The sequence below is a fragment of the Bacillus cereus group sp. MYBK245-2 genome, assembly GCF_051916145.1.
Classification (GTDB): domain Bacteria; phylum Bacillota; class Bacilli; order Bacillales; family Bacillaceae_G; genus Bacillus_A; species Bacillus_A pacificus.
The window spans coordinates 67,391-79,983 of record NZ_JBQAGB010000018.1 but is presented as its reverse complement, the minus strand read 5'-3'; the positions used below and the strand labels follow the sequence as shown (position 1 = coordinate 79,983).

Sequence of the window (12,593 nt, the reverse complement as noted above, 5' to 3'; positions counted from 1 at the left end):
AAAGGGAGGTTTCGCTCCCTTTTGTTCCTTACTACTTAAAATTACTTTATATTATAAACGATTCATAATATCTTCTTTAATAGTAAGTAACTTTTGTTCACTATTTTGTAAAGAATTATCTTGAACACCGAAGTAGAACTTAATCTTCGGTTCAGTTCCAGATGGACGTAGGCAGAACCAAGAACCATCTTCTAATTGATATTTTAACACATTTGATTTCGGCAAGTGAATCTCTTCTTTATGTCCATCTTGTAAAGATGTAATCATGCTCGCTTTATAGTCTTCAACTGCTACAACTGTTAAGCCCGCTACTTCTTTCGGAGGATTTTCACGGAATGTTGCCATCATTTCTTGAATTTGTTCCGCTCCATCTTTTCCTTTTAGCGTTAACGATACAAGATCTTCACGGAAGAAACCGTACTTCTCAAACACTTCTAATAGACCATCGTATAACGTTTTACCTTGTGATTTGTAGTATGCAGCTACTTCACATGCAAATAGAACAGATTGTACTGCATCTTTATCACGGCAGAATGGACGGATTAAATAACCATAGCTTTCCTCATAACCGAATTGGAATTCGTATTGTCCGCTTTCTTCATACTGTTTAATTTTCTCACCGATAAATTTAAATCCAGTTAACGTATCAACTGTATCTAAACCGTATGCTTTCGCGATTGTACGACCAATTTCAGACGTTACGATTGTTTTTAATACAACACCGTTCTCTGGTAGTGTTCCGTTTTCTTTCTTTTGAGATAATAAGTAATCAAGCATTAATGCACCTGTTTGGTTACCAGTTAATACTTGGAACTCACCATCGTGATTACGAACTGCTACACCAAGGCGGTCTGCGTCAGGATCCGTTGCGATTAACACATCTGCGCCTACCTTCTCACCGTCACGAATTGCATATTCAAATGCTGCATGCTCTTCTGGGTTCGGTGATTTTACTGTAGAGAAGTTCGGATCTGGTAACTCTTGCTCTTTTACAACTGTTACATCTGTAAATCCAACTTCTTCTAAACCACGGCGTACAGAAATATTTGATGTTCCGTGTAGTGGTGTGAAGACGATTTTTAAGTCTTTCCCAACCTTTTGTACCATTTCTTTATTAATAATGACATTGTTCAATTCTGCAGCATATGCATCATCGACTTCTTGTCCAATAATATGTAATAAACCGTCAGCTTTTAATTGCTCCACATCAGCAACCTCAACTGTTAATTCATCTTCTACTGCGTTTACGTAGCTAATTAATTCATCAGCTTCTTTTGGAGGCAACTGCCCACCATCTTCACCGTATACTTTATAACCGTTATATTCAGGCGGATTATGACTTGCCGTAAGAACGATTCCACTCACTGTATGTAAATGACGAACTGCGAAAGAAAGCACTGGCGTTGGACGTAAGCTTTCAAACACATATGTTGTAATGCCGTGTGCACCTAGTGTAGCAGCAACTTCCATTGCGAACTCAGGTGATTTATGGCGAGAATCATACGCTACAACAACACCACGCTTCTTCGCTTCTTCACCTAACTTTTCAATAAACTTCGCTAATCCTTGTGTCGCTTTACGAACTGTGTATACGTTCAGACGGTTCGTACCAGCACCAAGTTCACCACGCATACCACCTGTGCCGAATTCTAGATTTTTATAAAAGCTGTCCTCGATTTTTTTCTCATCTTGCTTCATGTTTTCTAACTGTTCTTTTAGTTCTGCATCTAACTCTGCATATGAAAGCCAGCGACTAAATTCTTGTTTCCAGTTCATACCTCTATCCCCTCTCGCTTGTCATACCTTTATTATATGAAAAAAACAACCTGTATCTCAATATTTTTTACAATCTAACAGGATTTTACTAGGAATATTTGTATACACTATGATTAAATACTCCACTAAAGGGAATGAGGATTATGCAAGAATGGGGCTTGTCAGAAGAGCTCAAAATACAAACAAAGCAAATGATTGAAATTGCTGAAAAAGAATTATCAATTATGAGGCAAGCAATTGATAAAGAAGATGAATGTATTTTGTGCAAGATGGAAGATATTCATCATATGTTAGCAAATGTACAAACACTGGCAGCTACATACTATATTCAAGCGTATTTATCACCTTATACAGAAAGCTCACAGTTCATTACAACAGCTGTTCAACATTTAAGTGCCAGAAAACATGGTGCTCTTATTGTTGTGGAACGAAACGAGCCACTTGAATCTTGTATTCAAACTGGAACAACATTACATGCTCATTTAACCGCACCACTGCTCGAATCAATTTTTTATCCAGGGAACCCTCTTCATGACGGAGCCGTTCTCGTTAAAAATAACCATATCGTTTCTGCTGCTAATATTCTTCCATTAACGAAAAGTACAGAAGTTGATCCTGAACTCGGAACACGTCACAGAGCTGCAATTGGCTTATCAGAAAAAAGCGATGCACTTATTTTAGTTGTCTCTGAAGAAACGGGCCGCACTTCCTTTGCTTTAAACGGGACTTTATATACAATTTCTCTATAAAGTAAAGTTACATCGGCCGTAACACCATATATCAATAAAAAAGGCTGTTCCAAAATGTAGGAACAGCCTTCTCTTATTATCCTATTCTTCTCCGAAACGTTCAACAAGCGTTGCAAGTGTACGTACCATTGCACCTGTCGCTCCAGCTGGTCCTAAATCATGCGCTCCTGATGATTCAGATGTTCCAGCGATGTCTAAGTGTACCCAAGGTGTATCTTCAGCGAATTCACCTAGGAATGTACCTGCCATAACCGCATGTCCTTCGCGGCCTGGTGAGTTATTTAAATCAGCAAACTTACTGTTTCTCACGCGCTCTTTATCACGATCAAAAATCGGTAATTGCCAAATTGATTCATCTGTTTCCATAGATGCCTCTAGTACTTGCTCGAATAACTCTTCATTGTTTGTCATTGCACCTGTCGTATGATTTCCAAGTGCAACAATTACTCCACCTGTCAATGTCGCAACATCAATAAGGTAGTTTGCACCTAATTTTTTAGCATACGTAATACCGTCAGCTAATGCTAAGCGACCTTCTGCATCTGTATTTAATACTTCAATTGTTTTTCCGCTCATAGATGTGATTACATCGTCTGGCTTAAATGCTGTACCACTTACAACGTTATCTGTTGATGGAATAACAGCGATCACATTTTGCTCTGGGCGAAGTTCACCGATAATTTCCATCGCACCTAATACAGCAGCCGCACCGCCCATATCACCTTTCATACCGACCATGCCTTCACGTGGTTTTAAAGAATAACCGCCTGTATCGTATGTGATTCCTTTTCCAACGAATCCAATAACATCTGTCCACTCTTCTTTTCCTTTATAAATAAGAGCGATCATTTTTGGTGGCTCTACACTACCTTGGTTTACTGCAAGTAGCGCACCCATACCAAGCTCTTCCATCTCTTCTTTCTCAAGAACTTTATAATCCATATCATACTTCTCAGCTAACTCAACGGCATACTCAGCAAGCTTTGTCGCTGTTAATACGTTTGGCGGCATATTTACAAGTGTACGAGCTGAATTTGTTGCACGTCCATGTACGTAGCCAACTGTTAATGCGGCTTCAATTTCTTGTGTATCTTCCGCTGTAATAGCCGTGAACTTCTCTAGCTCCACACGATCCTTTTTATCTGATTTATACGTTTGTAACTCATATGTACCAAGGCCTTGTACTTCTGCTGCGATATGAGCGACATCAATCGCGTCTAATTTCTCTGTTACGAAAGAATCAAGCAAGACTGCTGCATCTTGTACTTTTGCTGCTTGCAATGTTTTAAATGCCTTACCAAGAGCTGCACGTAATGTTTCAGTCGTATAAGATTCTTTCTTACCTAAACCAACGAAATAATAGCGTTTCACATTTGTTTTTCCTAAACTATGTACTTTTGAAATAGCTTTCTTCTTCGTAGAAAGTTCTTTCTCTTCTAATAAAACTTGTAATTGTCCTTCAAACGCTTTGTCCAGTTCTTGTACAAAACTACTCGTTTTCTCTTCTTCAAATAAGGCAACAATCACCGCTTCATGGCTTCCTAATTCTTTTTGTACGTGAAACATGTTCAGACCCCCTAAATTTCTCTACTCTATCTTTATTATAACTTTATTTTCGATAAAATGCGACAATTCTAACTTCTGTTACATCCGATATAAAATTAAAAAAGTCTAGGGTAATTACCACTAGACTATCTTTGTTTTAAATATTGACCACGAAACACTTGCATCGTTTCGTCTTGATTTAACATCGTTAACTCTTCTTCTGAAAACTTACCATTTCCTAGCTTAACTATATACACATTTACTTTTTTCTTACCCCATTGGCTATAAACATCTTTCACCGTATCATAATACAAATCAAGACGGTTTCCTTTTATTGCACCGCCCTTATCAGCTACTACACCATACCCATAACCTGGTATGAATAAAATTGTTCCAATCGGGAATACGCGTAAGTCCGCTGCGATTGTGGAATATAAATCCCGTTTCGCCTTAACACCTGAATATGTAATACCATACTCCGGATGTCCCGGCCTCTTACCAGTTGACTCAATTCCCGATGTATAACCTGTTGCAGTCATTTCAATTGAACGATATTTAGACCAGTCATTTGCCTGCTCTAAAGCATTTATCACTTCTTTACTCGGAGCAACATTTCTCTTAACTTCTGCTGCATGTACTTCTTTTGCACTCGTTCCCTCATATTTCTTTACAATCTCTAATAAAGAAACTCCTGTGAAAGCATTCCATGTTACGCATAATGCGGATACAAGTAAACAAGTCATCATAATGCGAATACAATATCGTTTTAACATTTTTATATTCCACACTCCTTCATCGTTAATCATTCCCTATACGATGAAAGAATATGCAAAAAAATAATCTCCAATTGCATTGGAGATTAAAACATTTGATATCCGCTTTTCCGAAGTTTCTTAATGACGATTCCTGCTAAAACAGCACCAACCAATCCAGTAGATAAAATAAACAAATCTGCTTGTCCTAAATGCGATACACTTGTCCCAAATGAAGAGAATGTTTCTTTTGGCTTTGAAAAATAATCCCACACACTCGCCTTATTAATAATAAGCATACAAACAATCGGATATACAATAACCATTACCCATGTCGCTCGCAATATCATGTTGAGTAAAAATCCAATTCCAAAAAACAAAATGAAAAATAACATCATTGAAATAAGTAATACCGGTATACTCACTCTTTCTCCCTCTCCTTCGTACGTGCCGTAAATACGTGATAGGCTGTATAACCAAATTGCTCTCCTGGATTTAATGTTTTGTCCATTTCAAGATGTAATTCTGATTGTCTTTCTAACAAATATGTAATAAGCACAGACGTATTTGGATCGTCCGCAATCGTATCCGGATGTAGAAACGCTACTTCAGACAATTCCTTCTCCTGTACAATAATCTCTTCCCCTTCAGGCTCCAAAAGGAAAATAATCATATTATCACTAATCTCATTGCGAATCACGCCCGATCTAACACCAATGATCCCCTTCACATGAGCGACAATACCTGTCTCTTCTAACACTTCACGCTTCACAGCTTCATCAACGGTCTCACCTTCATTTACAAAACCAGCCGGCAAAGACCATTTCCCCTTTAATCCACTGTATTTCTTCTTAACGAATAGCCACCTGCCATCTTTTGTAGCTACTAGCCCACTGACAGCTAACCATACTTTTCCTCGCTTCTCCATGATGCAGTACCCTCCTCTATTAGAACGGACAGAATATTCTTTCTTTTCATACATTATACTATATTTTTAAAATGAAAAAAGCAGAAACAGCTCTTAGCCGTTTCTGCTTTTTCTACTATATATTAAAAGAACTTTAATTTACCTTTTTTAAGAACTAATAAAGGTCCACCTAATAAGAATAGGTAACGGTTATCGATAACTTTCTTCATGAAGGAAGCTTTCCAACCTGTTAACTTTTTGCCCATAACAACGCCCATTGCATCGTCATGACCTAAAGAACATACAGATCCTTTATTGTCGAATACGAATTTCTTCATTTCGCCTTTACCACGAACTAACACAGTTAAGTTGTGCGCAATGTTGTAACCTTGTTGAATTGCGATCTGTGCTGTTGGTGGGTATGGACGGTTAATTTCTTCGTTAATGATTAACGCTGCGTCACCAACCATGAATACATCTTCGTATCCTGGAGCGTGCATGTACTCATCAACTTTTACACGTCCGCGCATTGCTTCAAAACCAGACTCTTCCACAATACCGTTACCACGAACACCTGCAGCCCAAACTACTGTTTCAGACTTAATTAATTCAGTGTCATCGCCATTCGCAACGATAATACCTTCTTCAGTTGCTTCTTTAATTGCTGTACCGATGCGGAATTCTACACCTTTTTTCTCAAGTTGTTTCACAGCGTATTCTACTAACGCTGGATCGAAACCTGGAAGTGCTGTTGGAGCAGCTTCTACACAAATAATACGTGCTTTTTCACGTGGTACATTGTACTGTTTACAAAGTTCAGGAACGCGGTTTGCAAGCTCACCTACGTACTCGATACCAGTAAATCCAGCACCACCAACAACGATTGTTACTAACTCATCGCGCTTTTCATCTGCATATTTAGCGAAGCTAGCTTCCATATGCTCACGAATTTGACGAGTTGCATTAATGTTAGCGATTGAGAATGCGTGCTCTTTTAATCCTGTAATTCCGAATGTTTCTGATTCGAAACCAAGACCGATTACTAAGTAGTCATATTCTAACTCGCCGTCTTTTAAGATAATGCGTTTTTCAGCAGCTTTAATTTCTACTACTGTATCTTGTACAAAGTTCACTTTATTTGTATCAATAACGTCTTGAATATCTAGACAGATTTTTTCATCTTGTAATGTACCAGCTGCGCTCTCGTGTAACCAAGTCGCTTGGTAGTGATAGCTGTTGTTGTTTACTAACGTAATTTCAGCTTCATTTACAGATAATGCTTTTTGCAGACGAACAGTCGTAATCATCCCGCCATAACCTGCACCTAAAACTACGATTTTTGGAGTCTTCACCAAATCACAACCCTTTTCTTTATATAATAGTAATGAAAAATAATACCAAGTACTAAAAACTCTATTTGTCAAGAATGTGGAATTTATCACATTCTATATCATAACAAAACGCAGTCAAAAAATCGTACGAATTTTGTCATAGAAATTTAACATAATACTTCCCTATATTAGTCGGTTTTATTCCAGAATTCAAGCGTCTGGAGAATTATCAATATTTTAAAATAACATAGCGTTTTCAAGGGTTTTTCAGCCTTTTTTTCATGTATTTTCCTTTCTGTATATTTTATACAATGTAAAAAACATCTATGCGAAAACTTACACACAATTCAGTCGTTTTCAGAAGTATTATGAACTCAAATATGCTATCATTTATTTGAAAGTGTCATCATTTGCAGGATTTTCGTGTACATATGAACAATATATGAAATCAATATCAAAATTCCATCTATAGGGGGAATGAAAGTGGCAGAAAATCAAAAAGTTTACGACATAACAATTATTGGTGGTGGGCCAACAGGACTATTCACAGCATTTTATGGTGGTATGAGACAAGCAAGTGTAAAAATTATTGAAAGCTTACCTCAGCTTGGAGGACAATTATCCGCGCTCTACCCTGAAAAATACATTTATGATGTAGCCGGATTCCCGAAAGTGCGTGCACAAGAATTAGTTGATAACTTAAAAGAGCAAATGAAGAAATTTGATCCAACCGTTTGTTTAGAAGAAGCTGTTGATACGCTTGAGAAACAAGCTGACGGTATATTTAAACTTGTTACAAATAAGCAAACTCACTATTCTAAATCAGTAATTATTACTGCTGGCAATGGTGCTTTCCAACCACGCCGCTTAGAATTAGAAGGAACAGCAAAGTATGAAAAGAAAAACTTACATTATTTCGTTGATGATATGAATAAATTTGCTGGTAAGCGCGTCGTAGTATTTGGCGGCGGCGATTCAGCTGTTGATTGGACAATGATGTTAGAGCCAATCGCCGACAAAGTTACAATCGTTCATCGTCGTGATAAATTCCGTGCTCATGAACATAGCGTAGAAAGCTTAATGAACTCTCGTGCAGAAGTAAGCACACCATACGTTCCAGTAGAACTCATTGGTGATGACAAAATTGAACAAGTCGTTCTTCAGCATGTAAAAACGGAAGAAAAAATTATCATCGATGTTGATGATGTAATCGTAAACTACGGCTTCGTTTCTTCCCTTGGACCAATAAAAAACTGGGGCTTAGATATACAAAAAAACAGCATTCTCGTGAACTCGAAAATGGAAACAAATATTCCTGGCATTTACGCCGCTGGTGACATTTGTACATATGAAGGAAAAGTAAAACTCATTGCTTGCGGCTTCGGTGAAGCACCGACAGCAGTAAACAATGCAAAAGCTTACTTTGATCCAAACGCGAAACTTCAACCGATGCACAGCTCAAGTATGTTTTAATATAGAAATGAAAAGAACTCCTTTTATGCGAAGGAGTTCTTTTTTATTACGCTATCGTTCCCTTCCAAAATATGTTACAATAAATAAGAACAAACGTTCTATCTAATAAGGGGGATATTTTAAAATGAAAGAACCTACTATCGTAAAAAAAGAAGCTTTCCAAGCAATAGGCATTTCGATTACGACGACCAACGAAAAAGAGGCATCTACTGAAGGAAAAATTCCAGGGCTTTGGAATCGCTACTTCCACGAACAAATCATGCATCACATCCCAAATCAACAAACGAAAGAAACATTCGCTTTTTACTCAAACTACGAATCAGATGAAACTGGTACATATCAATTCACAATTGGTATGCCCGTTTCTTCATTAGAAGACGTTCCTGAAAATATGACAACTTTAACAATACCTGCCGCTACGTATGCGGTATTTACAACGAGAAAAGGACCAGTTGCTGAAGTCGTTTGCGAAGCTTGGGAATATATTTGGAAATGGTCAAAAGAAAACAAACGTGCTTTCACAATAGACTTCGAGCTATACGATGAAAAAGCAACAGATCCAAACAACGCACAATTGGATATTTATATTGCATTAGCCTAAACGACAAAAAAGAAGATACCAAATGGTATCTTCTTTTTTGTCGTTAAATAGCCACTGTGCAAATCCAACATAATTGTCTACAATGAGAAAGTGCAGTATAGAAATATTAGAAACTGTATAAAGTGAAACTATACTCAGTGGTGGGGGGGATTCATCCCCCACCACTGAGTATTAGTTGAACCAATCGGACATTTACGGGCAGTTAGTCTCCCACCTAGCTTCTTTGCTCGAGCCAAATTTTGAGGTGGGAGTTTTACTGCCCGTTAACGCGGGATAAAGTGATTGTTAACAAGTTTTTTAGTTTAAATTTGTCGCATAGAAAGGAAGCAATATGGAGGAACTACAACAAAATAAATCTGCTTTAGAAGGAAGCGGAAAACCGTTATTAAAAAATACGAATTTCCTTTTTCTTTGGGCAGCTACTCTTTTTTCAAGTTTCGCTTTAGCCTTTTTTACTTTTTCACAAACGTGGTACATAGCAAAAACATTAAACCTTGAGGCATCACTCGGTGTTGTTTTCGTAGCTCTTAGTGTTCCAAGGCTTATTTTTATGATTATCGGCGGCGCTGTAGCTGATAAATTCCCGAAAAAAAACATTATGTTTTATTCTAATATTGTTCGTGCTATTCTCGTCGCAACTATCCTTACATGGTTCATCGTAGGTGATGTAACACTATATACATTTGCTTTATTCGCTTTATTCTTTGGACTTGCTGATGCTTTTTTCTGGTCAGCTGATGGATCTATCTTGCCTGAACTTGTCGAAAAAAGCCGTTTAACACAAGCAAACTCACTTACACAAATGACGAACCAAGCATCGGTTATTTTAGGGCCTGTACTTGGCGGCATTCTTATTAAATTTACGAACTATGAAACGATTTTCTCGATTACAATTTTATTACTCATTGTCGCAGCTATACTCGTTCAAAAAATACAATTTACGATGCCAGAGCAGCAAAATACAGACAAAAGCATGTTCACTTCTATTAAAGAAGGAATTTTATATGTAAAGGAATCTCCATTCCTTTCAACTTTCCTTATTTGTAGCGCCTTTCTAAACTTATTTTTAATCGGTCCGATGCAAGTCGGTTTCCCGCTTTTCATTAAAAATGTTCTGCACGGTGATTCGCTTCAGTTTAGTTACTTAGAAGCGTCTGTAGGCGGCGGAATGGCAATAGGCGCTGTCATTGTCGGTTTAAAAAATATTAATCGTAGACGCGGTCTATTTTGCATTATCATGATGCTACTGTCTGGTGTCTTCTTCTTATCCATCAACTTTAGCACTGTACTATGGCAAGCATTATTAGCTGGCATGTTTTATGGTATTACAATCGCAATGGCTATCGTTCCACTGATGGCGATGATTCAATCGACAGTAAAAGAAGAAATGATGGGACGCGTAATGAGTTTGCTTATGCTATCATCAATGGGCTTTATCCCGCTTTCATATGCATTCACATCAATCGCACTTGCAATAGGAATTCCAATCGTAACCGTTATGAAGAGCGGTGCAATCGCCGTTATCGTCTTCGTACTATTTGTAGCGATTCGCGTTCCAGTTGTAAGAAAGTTTGATTAACTATTTGGAGTCATGTATTATACGCATGGCTCCTTTTTAAATGGATCAAATAACGGTATCCCCTTACTTCTTCTCACGGCTGCTCCCCATTCTAATCCAACCTCTAAAAATAAATCCCGCACTGTACTATATAAAAGAGCCTTCACATTTTTACGGATTTCTCCGTATTTATACGCTCTCACAACACTCTTTACTCGCCAAATGAAATTTCCATACACTTCTTCATCAGCTAATATTTGCTCCAGTAAAACACCTTGCTCTAATAATCCGCTCTTTTTATAAGCAAGCTCCACCTTACTCCAAAATATATTAATCTTCTTCGGATTACTCGTCATCGGCAGAAGTGCATATATAAAAGGCTTCGGTATATCGTGACGGCAATACGTCTCATCAAGTTCGTACGTTCCTTTTCTATTCTCTTTTATTTGTGGAAAGTTTTTAAAAAGAACTGTTTCCCCCTCATTTTTTTGCTCATTTTTACTACAGCCAGCTGCATAATCCTCACTTTTACAAGCGGACATTTTCATACGGTCATCCATACGGTCAATTGCAGATATAAGAAAAACATATAAGTTCGCACTATACCCGCCGCGCTTATGTCTTTCTTTTGTTGCGACACGCTTTATAATTCCTAATTCCTCTAACTTTGCAATAGAGCGGCGTACTGTACGAATGCTCTTTCCAACATTCGTCGCAATCGTCTCCATTAACGGACAAGCAACTCCTACTGTTTTCTGTTTCTCATTCACTGCATACTTTCCTAAAAAATGAATAATGGTAGCATCCGTTTTATTTAATTGAAATCGATAATATTTCAAAACTTGTTTTTGATATGTATTAAATTCTTCTTTACTTCGAAATTCACTATATGGTTTCATTAAGTTATATAAGCTTCCCATTTTTATCACCTCACTTATAAATAAGGAGCCGGAAGGGAATTTGGCTTGGTAATTAATATTTTTTATTGGAGATGAAAATATGATTGTAATTAGCGCTTGTTTAGGTGGTATTGCTTGTCGATATGATGGAAATGACAATCTCGTTTCAAAAATAGAGGAACTCCTGCAACAAGAAGATACAGTCCTCATTTGTCCTGAAGTATTAGGAGGATTGCCAACGCCTCGTCCTTCAGCTGAGATTATTGGCGGGAATGGCGATGACGTTTTAGATGGAAAAGCGAAAGTGATGACAAAAGACGGTGAAGATGTCACAGAATCTTTCGTAAGTGGGGCTTATAAAGCGCTAGAACAAATTAAAAATTTGCATCCAGAATATATTATTTTGAAAGAACGCAGTCCCTCTTGTGGTAGTTCTACCATTTACACGGGAGAATTTAACGGGAATAAACAAACTGGTTACGGGGTAACAACTGCTTTATTCAAAAGACACGGATTTACAGTCATTTCAGAAGATGATTTTGAAAATATAAAAAGGAATTGACCCTGTTCGTCAATTCCTTTTTTCTTTCTTATTTTGCACCTAATTTTTCTTTCACTTTCGCAGGAAGCTCGTCTTTCTTTACTTCTTCCCAAGCCGAAACACCTTTTTTATCTGAATGATATACGCGTAGGAATGCATCTTTACGTAAGTTTTTTTGAGCTGTGAATTCTAATTCTTTTTCTTTTCCATCTTTATCGAATCCTTTTAATTTATACTCAAAATATTTGTAAGGCTCTCCGCTATCAGACTTCTCATTTTTTTCAATTCCATCAGCTGTGATTTGAACATAGTACTGATCTTTCCCCATACGGTTAATATCACAACCAACTAACAGGCTTGCGAATACAACTAAAATACTAAACAGTGCAATATATCTTTTCATTTCCTTCACCTCATATGTTTTTTCTTATATTGTTATCTTAAAACCCAAAGCTTAAAGA

The 12,593-nt window shown here is 37.4% G+C and carries 13 protein-coding genes; 5 read left to right on the top strand and 8 right to left on the bottom strand.

The genetic code is table 11. From position 1 onward, the window contains the following. Nucleotides 1-51: 51 nt before the first annotated feature. On the bottom strand, nucleotides 52-1,776 hold the full coding sequence (locus ACTFRN_RS23630) for a phospho-sugar mutase (protein WP_001104185.1): 1,725 nt from the start codon (nucleotides 1,774-1,776) through the stop codon (nucleotides 52-54). 143 nt (nucleotides 1,777-1,919) lie between these two features. On the opposite strand from ACTFRN_RS23630, the gene cdaS reads away from it, so the two are divergent. After that, on the top strand, nucleotides 1,920-2,525 hold the full coding sequence (gene cdaS, locus ACTFRN_RS23625) for a sporulation-specific diadenylate cyclase CdaS (RefSeq protein ID WP_001158738.1): 606 nt from the start codon (nucleotides 1,920-1,922) through the stop codon (nucleotides 2,523-2,525). Nucleotides 2,526-2,606: 81 nt separating this feature from the next. Here cdaS and pepA read toward each other — a convergent pair whose 3' ends face one another. The 5 genes from pepA to ACTFRN_RS23600 form a co-directional block, all read right to left on the bottom strand. Further along, nucleotides 2,607-4,091, bottom strand: a complete 1,485-nt coding sequence (gene pepA, locus ACTFRN_RS23620) for a cytosol aminopeptidase (RefSeq protein ID WP_074567890.1) — start codon at nucleotides 4,089-4,091, stop codon at nucleotides 2,607-2,609. A gap of 125 nt (nucleotides 4,092-4,216) precedes the next feature. Further along, the gene (locus tag ACTFRN_RS23615; RefSeq protein WP_000920108.1) at nucleotides 4,217-4,843 is read right to left on the bottom strand and encodes a 3D domain-containing protein; all 627 of its coding nucleotides are present in this window, start codon (nucleotides 4,841-4,843) and stop codon (nucleotides 4,217-4,219) included. An 86-nt stretch (nucleotides 4,844-4,929) separates the two neighbouring features. Next, nucleotides 4,930-5,247, bottom strand: a complete 318-nt coding sequence (locus tag ACTFRN_RS23610) for a YuiB family protein (RefSeq protein ID WP_016718797.1) — start codon at nucleotides 5,245-5,247, stop codon at nucleotides 4,930-4,932. Next, entirely contained in the window at nucleotides 5,244-5,750 is a 507-nt protein-coding gene (locus tag ACTFRN_RS23605; RefSeq protein ID WP_000415312.1) for an NUDIX hydrolase, read from the bottom strand. The genes ACTFRN_RS23610 and ACTFRN_RS23605 overlap by 4 nt, the downstream gene beginning before the upstream one ends. A gap of 122 nt (nucleotides 5,751-5,872) precedes the next feature. Then, entirely contained in the window at nucleotides 5,873-7,081 is a 1,209-nt protein-coding gene (locus ACTFRN_RS23600) for an NAD(P)/FAD-dependent oxidoreductase (protein ID WP_000856615.1), read from the bottom strand. A 462-nt stretch (nucleotides 7,082-7,543) separates the two neighbouring features. On the opposite strand from ACTFRN_RS23600, the gene ACTFRN_RS23595 reads away from it, so the two are divergent. The 3 genes from ACTFRN_RS23595 (at nucleotide 7,544) to ACTFRN_RS23585 (ending at nucleotide 10,713) form a co-directional block, all read left to right on the top strand. Next, on the top strand, nucleotides 7,544-8,533 hold the full coding sequence (locus tag ACTFRN_RS23595; RefSeq protein ID WP_000829779.1) for an NAD(P)/FAD-dependent oxidoreductase: 990 nt from the start codon (nucleotides 7,544-7,546) through the stop codon (nucleotides 8,531-8,533). Between the two features lie 124 nt (nucleotides 8,534-8,657). Next, nucleotides 8,658-9,134, top strand: a complete 477-nt coding sequence (locus ACTFRN_RS23590; protein WP_049122506.1) for a GyrI-like domain-containing protein — start codon at nucleotides 8,658-8,660, stop codon at nucleotides 9,132-9,134. A gap of 331 nt (nucleotides 9,135-9,465) precedes the next feature. After that, a complete protein-coding gene (locus ACTFRN_RS23585) occupies nucleotides 9,466-10,713 on the top strand; it encodes an MFS transporter (protein ID WP_000391922.1) in 1,248 nt (415 codons plus the stop codon). A 17-nt stretch (nucleotides 10,714-10,730) separates the two neighbouring features. Here ACTFRN_RS23585 and ACTFRN_RS23580 read toward each other — a convergent pair whose 3' ends face one another. Next, nucleotides 10,731-11,612, bottom strand: coding sequence for a helix-turn-helix domain-containing protein (locus tag ACTFRN_RS23580; RefSeq protein ID WP_000535279.1), 882 nt, complete (start codon nucleotides 11,610-11,612; stop codon nucleotides 10,731-10,733). Between the two features lie 79 nt (nucleotides 11,613-11,691). On the opposite strand from ACTFRN_RS23580, the gene ACTFRN_RS23575 reads away from it, so the two are divergent. Then, nucleotides 11,692-12,153 carry a DUF523 domain-containing protein gene (locus tag ACTFRN_RS23575; protein WP_014893440.1) on the top strand — a complete coding sequence of 154 codons (462 nt, stop codon included), beginning with the start codon at nucleotides 11,692-11,694 and terminating at the stop codon, nucleotides 12,151-12,153. Nucleotides 12,154-12,181: 28 nt separating this feature from the next. Here ACTFRN_RS23575 and ACTFRN_RS23570 read toward each other — a convergent pair whose 3' ends face one another. Continuing rightward, nucleotides 12,182-12,535 (bottom strand): YxeA family protein, encoded by a 354-nt coding sequence (locus ACTFRN_RS23570; protein ID WP_000833137.1) that lies wholly within the window; start codon nucleotides 12,533-12,535, stop codon nucleotides 12,182-12,184. Between the last annotated feature and the right edge of the window lie 58 nt (nucleotides 12,536-12,593).

Coding starts and splice junctions, on each gene's coding strand:
- ACTFRN_RS23630 (WP_001104185.1), bottom strand. CDS start 1,776: ATGAACTGGAAACAAGAATTTAGTCGCTGGCTTTCATATGCAGAGTTA.
- cdaS (WP_001158738.1), top strand. CDS start 1,920: ATGCAAGAATGGGGCTTGTCAGAAGAGCTCAAAATACAAACAAAGCAA.
- pepA (WP_074567890.1), bottom strand. CDS start 4,091: ATGTTTCACGTACAAAAAGAATTAGGAAGCCATGAAGCGGTGATTGTT.
- ACTFRN_RS23615 (WP_000920108.1), bottom strand. CDS start 4,843: ATGTTAAAACGATATTGTATTCGCATTATGATGACTTGTTTACTTGTA.
- ACTFRN_RS23605 (WP_000415312.1), bottom strand. CDS start 5,750: ATGGAGAAGCGAGGAAAAGTATGGTTAGCTGTCAGTGGGCTAGTAGCT.
- ACTFRN_RS23590 (WP_049122506.1), top strand. CDS start 8,658: ATGAAAGAACCTACTATCGTAAAAAAAGAAGCTTTCCAAGCAATAGGC.
- ACTFRN_RS23585 (WP_000391922.1), top strand. CDS start 9,466: ATGGAGGAACTACAACAAAATAAATCTGCTTTAGAAGGAAGCGGAAAA.
- ACTFRN_RS23580 (WP_000535279.1), bottom strand. CDS start 11,612: ATGGGAAGCTTATATAACTTAATGAAACCATATAGTGAATTTCGAAGT.
- ACTFRN_RS23575 (WP_014893440.1), top strand. CDS start 11,692: ATGATTGTAATTAGCGCTTGTTTAGGTGGTATTGCTTGTCGATATGAT.
- ACTFRN_RS23570 (WP_000833137.1), bottom strand. CDS start 12,535: ATGAAAAGATATATTGCACTGTTTAGTATTTTAGTTGTATTCGCAAGC.